This is a genomic window from Paraprevotella xylaniphila YIT 11841, assembly GCF_000205165.1.
Lineage (GTDB): Bacteria > Bacteroidota > Bacteroidia > Bacteroidales > Bacteroidaceae > Paraprevotella > Paraprevotella xylaniphila.
The window spans coordinates 21,092-27,812 of the sequence record NZ_GL883870.1 but is presented as its reverse complement, the minus strand read 5'-3'; the positions used below and the strand labels follow the sequence as shown (position 1 = coordinate 27,812).

The window sequence follows — 6,721 nt, the reverse complement described above, 5'->3', positions numbered from 1 at the left end:
TTCTGCGTTGTTCAGCCACAGTTGTATTTCGTAGCCTTTTGCAGTGCGGTTCATTTCAATAATATTGGCACCGGGATATTTGGCCGCTACCATTTGGCGTACTTCCTGTGGGATTTGTGCCGAGGGGTCGGAGCCACTTCCCGGGTGTTGGCTTCCGTCCGCATTGTAGTAGAGTATGATGTCTGTAGGTTCACGGTCCAATTCGATACGGTATTGTATGGACGTTTCTGTTCCGTTGGGATATTCAATGCGGTCCACATCGTCTTCACGTGGGTTGAACGTGAATCCGTTTTGCGTAAAGCTGTTGACAACGGCTTCGGGAAGGGATGTCCATGCAATGTCCTCGAATTCCGTATAAAGCCATTGATAGTTGAGGTCGAGGTGCATGTCCACTTCTGCGTTGTTCAGCCACATTTGTATTTCATATCCTCGGTAGGTACGCTCGACTTCCACGATTTGTGCTCCCGGATAACGGCTTTCTACCGTTTGGATGATGTGTGGATCATTCCGGAAGTTGTAGTCATCCTCATCGTCATCTTTACATGCGGTCATAACCGGGGCGAGCAATAAGATGAAAAGCCCCCATTTCCATATATTCTTTCTCATTTTGTTTTGTTTTTTTTAAGGTTTATATTCTTGTGAAAATCTCGTTTTTTCAGTCTATCTCGCGGATATTGAATTTCCGGTCGAATTTGAGGTCTACGTCGTTGGTAAGTTCCACTTCATACTCACGGCTGTCTTTTTCTATTTTGGTGATTTTTTCCCCGGGAAACATGTCGTTCACTTGTTTCTTGATGGGAGCCGGGATAAAAAAAGCAGGAACTTCAGACCTTTTTCCGTCTACTTCGGTCCAATCGCCTTTGCTGTCGAAGGATATTTCCGTACCGTTGACAAGCTGTACGTCGTAGGTGGCCGATTTGAACCAGTCTTTGTCTATTTTGATATACGAAACTTTAGTATGGGCAAATTGCTGTTTTAGAATCGTACGTGCCGGAACAGGCAAATCGTTTACATTACGGGTGATGACATCATTGTCAGCGCAAGCTGTCGTTACGATGACCATTCCCAAAAGCAATATGGCAAACATCTTTCTCATAACGGTAAGTTCTTTTAATGGTTAGTAATGCTATTGTAACCGCAAAGGAAATACCTGATTCTGGAAAGATTTGGGATTTATACTTCAAGTTCTATGGCTTTGCAATTTTTAACACGAAGTGGTGTCGTCCGTCATGATAATATGTGAGTTTTATATGGTAAAGATTGGCTATGGATTGGGCGATGGACAGTCCCAATCCGGTCGATTCCTTTTGTCCGGCATTACCTTTATAGAAACGTTTGAATATTTGTTGTTTGTCAAGTGCCTGGTTTCCATCGTTGATGATTTCGATTCGGGAAGAATGGATAACGATGTCTACGCGTCCATGGTCCGGGCTATGTATGATGGCATTTTTGATGAGGTTAGTCAATAAAGTATGAGCCAGTGATTCGTTCATACGGATGCGGCAGGTTTCCGTGTCCGACAGGTGATAGTCCAATTCTTTTTCTTCGTACAAGTCAGACAAGAGTCCTATAATATGCCGGGCATGCCGGTTCATGTCTACTTCTGCAACTTCCTCGAATTGCCGGTTTTGGATACGTGAAAGCAGGAGCAGGGATTTATTGAGCTGTATGGCACGGTGCAGGCTGCGGAACATATCGTCGATGGTTTTCAGTTCCTCTTCATCGAGATTCTCATGTTCGGCCAATAACTCCAACTTACCGTTGATGACAGCCAACGGGGTTTGCAGTTCGTGGGAGGCGTTTTCGATGAATTCCTTCTGTTCACGGTATGCTTTTTCTGCTCGTTCGTGCATTTCAAGGGCAGCACGGTTCAGGGTACGGAACTCCCGGATACGGCAATCCGGATTCAAATAAGGTGCCGGGCGTCCGGGTGATACGTTTTCAAGCCATTCCAACAGGCGGTCGAGCGGACGGAACACGGACTTCAGGATAAGGCGTGTGCTGAAGATGATACAACAAAGCAATGCGATGTAAAGTGCGACAAGGTATTTGAATATGGCCGTTATCAGGTCATCCCTTTCCAAAGTAGAAAGCCGAAGTTCCAATTCATAATATTTCAGGTCGGTAGCCATGAAACAGGACTTCATGATACGTACGGGTTCATATTCATCTTCAGTCTCGATATATACCGTACCGTCATAGTACCGGTCGCGATAGTGCTCGACTTCTTCCGTGGCGAGTGGACGGATGCTGTAGCTGTGTATGATTTTATCCTCGGTATCTAAAAGAGTAGAATCCGCCAGAATTTTCCCCACAATAATATCCCGGTAATTCGCCAGGGCATCGTCGGTCTCGTCCATTACTTCGTCGATGACGGTGTAATAGAAAAAGGTTCCCCATCCGCCTAATAACAAAAAAAGGAGGAAAGAGAGATTAAAGTGGGTATAACGCAATAACTTCATGGGCGGACTGGAAGATTTACGGCATATCGAATGCCAGTTTATAACCGAAGCCGTAGACGGCTTTTATTTCAGCTTGTGCGCCTGCGGCTTTCATTTTCTTTCGCAGGTTCTTCACTTGGGAGTAAATGAAATCAAGGCTGTCCGCCTGGTCAATGTGGTCGCCCCATACGGATTCTGCCAATGCCATGCGATTGATGAGGCGGTTGGGATTGCTGATGAAATAATACAGCAGGTCGAACTCCTTGCGGTTGAGGTTCAGCTCGTTCCCATCTACGGTTGCTTTACGGGTGTCGGGCACTAAAGTCAGGTTGCCCAGTACGATACTGGTGTCTCCTCCGGCCTTTTTCCTGCGCAGCAGGGATTTCACCCGTGCATTAAGTTCAGCCAGATGGAACGGTTTGGCCAGATAATCGTCGGCACCGAGGTCAAGCCCTTCCACCTTGTCCTCAATGGAGTCTTTGGCCGAGATGATGATGACACTTTCCTGTTTGCGCGTCCGTTTAAGGTGGGCCAAAATGGACAACCCGCTTCCGCCGGGCAGCATGATGTCCAATAAGACACAGTCATAATCGTAATCGTTCACTTTTTCCATGGCAGAAGCATAATCTTCCGCACACTCCACGATGAATTTTTCACGTGTGAGGTATTCCCTGACGGTATTCCGCAACTCCTCTTCGTCTTCAATTAGCAGGATCTTCATGGTCGTTCCGTATCGGATGGATTGTTGATAGGTAATACGTCTTTCTTCCGGTAACCTGTGCTGTTGAGGATAGCCACTAAATCACCATTTTCCTGGCAGATTCTTACCTCTATATAAGGAATGCGTGGGTGATGGTGTATCTCTCGTGCTTCGGCGTAAAGCCATCCGGAGGATACGGCTTTCAAGAATGTGATATTGGCGCTTAAGGACAAGGTTACCTGTGCGTAACTGTTGGCTACTGCGGCAAAAGCAAGGTCGGCCAACGTGAAAAGGGCACCTCCCTGACAGACTCCGGCTGCGTTGAGATGCGCCGGAGTGACTTCCATCCGGGCTTTGGCATATCCCGGACGGATGTCGAGTATTTCGACACCAGCCGCCCGGGCGAACCGGTCGTTTTGTAATAATTCAGATAAAGTCATACTATAGTTGGATAAAAATGTCAGGCGAAAGTCTTTCGTATTTCTTCCCAGTGTTCACAAAGCGACATCATGGACGGGAACAACAAATCGGCTCCGGCATCGAGCAGTACTTTGTCGGGCAACGGGCCTGTGTTGACCGCAATGGTGAAGATGCCGGCGGCAACTCCGGCTTGTACACCCAAGGGGGCGTTTTCCACCACAAGGCCTTCCCACGGTTGTATACCGGCTTTTTCCAACCCCATGAGATAAGGTTCAGGGTTGGGCTTGCCGTATTTTACATCAAAGCTGGTCACCATCAGTTCTCGCCGGAAAATGTCTGGGAAATTATGGTTCAGCCGGTCGATAAGGCTGATTTGTCCGGAACCGGTGACGACCATCGGAGTGAAACCGCCGGCTTTTACCTTTTTCAGTAGCTCGTAAGCGCCCGGCATTTGCGGGGCTTCCGGGCAACGGCTGAACACGTCGGACTTGGCTTTGTAGATGGTCTGTTTTTCCTCTTCTGTGGCTTTACGTCCCCAACAGCGTTGTGCCAGCAGGTCGATGGTACCGCCTCCTGTACGCCCTTCGTGCATGTACGCCTCTTCGGGTGTGATATGAAGCCCGAACTGCGTCATGGCGTGGCTCCAGGAATACGCATGGTTGGGCATGGAGTCGAAGAGGACCCCGTCCATATCAAAGAGCACGGCTTTAAGGCTCGTCGCCCCAAAGCCGTGCTTCATTAAATATTTGTCTTTTTCAGTTTCAAACATGGGCTTATTTGTTTAAGCGTGCACGGATGGCTTCACTTTCTTTTTCGTAACCCGGTTTGTTCAGCAGGGCGAACATGTTCTTTTTATAGGCTTCCACGCCCGGTTGGTTGAAGGTATTTACGCCCAAAAGGTTGCCGCTGATACCACAAGCTTTCTCGAAGAAATAGATGATTTGTCCCAAGTAGTATTCGTTCAGCACGGGGACACTCAGGCGCATGTTGGGCACACCGCCGTCCACGTGAGCCAGTTGCGTACCCAGTTCGGCCATTTTGTTCACTTCGTCCACACGCTTTCCGGCCAGGAAGTTCAGGCCGTCCAGATTTTCGTCGTCCGAAGGGAAGAGCACCTTGTGGTTGGGCTGTTCGATGCTGATGACGGTCTCGAAGATGGTGCGTTCACCGTCCTGAATCCACTGTCCCATGGAATGAAGGTCGGTAGTAAAGTCCACGGCAGCCGGGAAAATGCCTTTTTGGTCCTTGCCTTCCGATTCTCCGTATAATTGTTTCCACCATTCGTTCAGGTAGTGCAACTTAGGTTGGTAGTTTACCAAGATTTCGATTTTCTTGCCTTCTGCATACAAAGCGTTGCGGCAGGCTGCATATACGGCCGAGGGGTTTTCCATGAAAGGTACGTCCGCAGCAGTAGCTTTTTCCATGTCGGCGGCACCGGCCACGAGTTGTGCGATGTCGAAACCAGCCACGGCGATAGGCAACAAGCCTACGGGAGTGAGTACGGAGAAACGTCCGCCCACATTGTCGGGGATGATAAAGCTCTTGTATCCTTCCTTGTCAGCCGTGGTACGGGCGGCACCTTTCTTGGCATCGGTTACGGCCACGATGACTTTGCGGGCCATGTCCTTGCCGCGTTGGTCTTCGCATTGCTTCTTCAGCAGGCGGAAAGCCAAAGCCGTTTCGGTGGTCGTGCCGCTCTTGGAAATATTGATGACACCGAATTTCTTGTCGGCTAAGTAGGCGCACATCTCGGCCAGATAGTCTTCGCCGATATTGTTTCCGGCAAACAGGATGACCGGGTTCTTCTTATCGTTCAGCAACCACTGGAAACTGTTGCTCAAAGCCTCGATGACAGTGCGTGCGCCGAGGTAGCTTCCGCCGATACCGGCTACTACGACCACTTCGCAATTCTCGCGAAGTACCTGTGCCGTAGCATTCAGTTCGCCAATGAAGTCAGAGGTGATGGATGACGGCAAGTGCAGCCAACCTAAGAAATCGTTACCCGGGCAAGTGCCGTTTTCCAAAGCTTCCTGTGCGGCTTTCACCTTCGGCTCGTAAGCCGCGATGGCATCAGCGTTCAGAAACTGTGATGCTTTTGTGATGTCTAATTGAATATTCTTCATCTTTTTACGCTATTAAAAAACAATAATGAGTTATCGGAATGAATCGGTGAGCAGTTTTATCTCGATGCTCGGCGAGATACGTTCGTAAAGGATGTTATATACGGCATCCAGAATCGGCATGTTGACATGGAGGCATTTGTTGATGTCCTTCATGCATTTGGTGCCGTAATATCCTTCGGCTATCATTTCCATTTCTATTTGCGCGCTTTTCACACTGTAACCCTTGCCTATCATGGAGCCGAACACCCGGTTGCGGCTGAAGTTGGAATATCCCGTGACGAGGAGGTCGCCCAGATAGACCGAATCGATGATATTCCGTTCGATGGGGTGTACTACCGTGAGAAAGCGGTTCATCTCCTGTGCCGCGTTGGACATGATGACAGACTGGAAGTTGTCTCCATACTTCAGGCCGTTGCAGATGCCTGCTGCAATGGCGTAGACGTTTTTCAACACCGAAGCGTATTCGATGCCGATGACGTCGTCGCTGGTTTTGGTCTTGACGTATTCGCTGCTGATCATGTCGGCAAAGTTTTGCGCCTTTTCCAAGTCGGCGCATCCTACGGTCAGATAAGTAAGCCGTCCCAGAGCCACTTCTTCCGCATGGCTCGGCCCTCCCAAAACAGCCAGATTCTCGTCGGGCACGTTATACACCTGATGAAAATATTCCGAACAGACCAAGTTCTCGTCGGGCACGATACCCTTGATGGCTGTGACGACAAACTTGTCGCGCAGGCGAGTCTTGAGTTTTTTCAGGTGGCTTTTTAAATAAGGTGAAGGAGTAACGAATATCAGAGTGTCCGCTTCTTCCACTATTTTATTGATGTCGGCAGAGAAGTGGATACGGTTTACGTCAAAATGCACGCTGGTCAGGTAAGCCGGATTGTGCCCCAGGCGGCGGAATTCCTCGATGCGGTCTTCCCGTCGCATGTACCAATGGATGGAATCGTTTCGCTCCAACATCATCTTGGCGATGGCGGTAGCCCAGCTACCGCCCCCCATGATGGCTATGGTTCCACAATTTCCCATATTTTCCGGTT

8 protein-coding genes are annotated in these 6,721 nt (G+C 49.0%); all 8 read right to left on the bottom strand.

Features of this window, described 5'->3' with window-relative positions; all coding sequences use genetic code 11:
- Positions 1–606 (bottom strand): PepSY-like domain-containing protein (locus tag HMPREF9442_RS11195; RefSeq protein WP_008628568.1); only part of this gene is annotated, 606 nt, incomplete at its 3' end.
- A 49-nt stretch (positions 607–655) separates the two neighbouring features.
- Entirely contained in the window at positions 656–1,096 is a 441-nt protein-coding gene (locus HMPREF9442_RS11190) for a PepSY-like domain-containing protein (RefSeq protein ID WP_008628567.1), read from the bottom strand.
- Positions 1,097–1,187: 91 nt separating this feature from the next.
- Entirely contained in the window at positions 1,188–2,462 is a 1,275-nt protein-coding gene (locus HMPREF9442_RS11185; protein ID WP_008628566.1) for a sensor histidine kinase, read from the bottom strand.
- Between the two features lie 16 nt (positions 2,463–2,478).
- Entirely contained in the window at positions 2,479–3,162 is a 684-nt protein-coding gene (locus HMPREF9442_RS11180) for a response regulator transcription factor (RefSeq protein ID WP_008628565.1), read from the bottom strand.
- The gene (locus tag HMPREF9442_RS11175; RefSeq protein WP_008628564.1) at positions 3,159–3,581 is read right to left on the bottom strand and encodes a PaaI family thioesterase; all 423 of its coding nucleotides are present in this window, start codon (positions 3,579–3,581) and stop codon (positions 3,159–3,161) included. Before HMPREF9442_RS11175 ends, HMPREF9442_RS11180 begins: the two co-directional genes overlap by 4 nt.
- 20 nt (positions 3,582–3,601) lie before the next feature.
- The gene (locus tag HMPREF9442_RS11170; RefSeq protein ID WP_008628563.1) at positions 3,602–4,330 is read right to left on the bottom strand and encodes an inorganic diphosphatase; all 729 of its coding nucleotides are present in this window, start codon (positions 4,328–4,330) and stop codon (positions 3,602–3,604) included.
- 4 nt (positions 4,331–4,334) lie between these two features.
- Positions 4,335–5,684 (bottom strand): glucose-6-phosphate isomerase, encoded by a 1,350-nt coding sequence (locus HMPREF9442_RS11165; RefSeq protein ID WP_008628562.1) that lies wholly within the window; start codon positions 5,682–5,684, stop codon positions 4,335–4,337.
- A gap of 30 nt (positions 5,685–5,714) precedes the next feature.
- Positions 5,715–6,710, bottom strand: a complete 996-nt coding sequence (locus HMPREF9442_RS11160; RefSeq protein ID WP_008628561.1) for an NAD(P)H-dependent glycerol-3-phosphate dehydrogenase — start codon at positions 6,708–6,710, stop codon at positions 5,715–5,717.
- Positions 6,711–6,721: the final 11 nt, after the last annotated feature.